Consider the following 1,080-nt stretch of genomic DNA (forward strand, 5'->3'; position numbering starts at 1 on the left):
GTCGCTGAGGACATCGGCGAGCCCCGCATAGATGCGCGGCCGGCGCTCGCCCACAACCACGATCTCCTCGCAGCCGTCGCCGCAGGCGCCGGACGAGGCCCCACCAGAACCGCGCCCGCCCCCTCCGCTGCCACCCAAGCGCGGAGCATCGCCTAACTTATACACTCAAGACAATAAGCCCCCCAAGCACGGCAACGTCTATTTCTGCACATAATTGAATGGAACATCTAGGTCACATATTATCATCAAAGAAGACAAATCCCCAGTTTTACTAAATGTCAAAACAATGAAATTCTCATCTTTGAAATCCTCACGAACACGACAACCAACACTTTGATAATCCAAGAATGGCAGCAACAGTCTCGTCTTACCAAATGTTTCATCCATAATACCGTTCAGAACACCGATTCTTGACGCATCGATCTCCTTTATCTTCCTAACTATTGGAAATCTATCTCCAATATCCGCGCACCTCTTGCCAACGCAGACTCTCTCCAACCTGCCTGTTTGATCCATCGTAACGGAAATTTTTGTATAGTGTCCTTTTTTCTCCCTATCCTCAACCGTGATACTCAGCCCACGCAGTATGGAAGGGCCATACCCAATCTCTGTAGCCGTTGCATCTATAGATATAGATTGTAAAATCAAAAGCGAACATATATAACATATAATACAAATAATTTTTTTTTGGCAGGACAATTTTGAAATATTTAATTTTGTAGACATGATCATTTTCCTTTGTTGCCTATGCAGCCAGATGGAGCGATAGTCTCACCCGTTGGTTGAGTACTCCCATAGAATGCCCCCCGATACTTTTTCACCGCGCCAGACGGAGTGCTTAAAAATACTATTATTAAACGACGATTCGACAGAGAAAATAGAGCATGGTCCATAGAGCCAAACACTCTTGTGTCCGCGCTCTCATATCCATTCGCTGAATTTAGAATCGTCGACAGATCGTCACTGCCATCCCTGACATGCCGATGCAGCACGGCGACGAGATCGGGTGAAACATCCGTCGATATCGGGACCGAGGTTGCACCACCCTTCAGCAGCTCCCTGACAGTAAAACCGCCATCA

1 protein-coding gene is annotated in these 1,080 nt (G+C 47.3%); it reads right to left on the reverse strand.

What is annotated here, in order from left to right:
* Positions 1–198: 198 nt before the first annotated feature.
* A complete protein-coding gene (locus D6694_07845) occupies positions 199–732 on the reverse strand; it encodes a hypothetical protein (GenBank protein RMH42547.1) in 534 nt (177 codons plus the stop codon).
* Positions 733–1,080: the final 348 nt, after the last annotated feature.

This window comes from Gammaproteobacteria bacterium (assembly GCA_003696665.1).
GTDB lineage: Bacteria > Pseudomonadota > Gammaproteobacteria > Enterobacterales.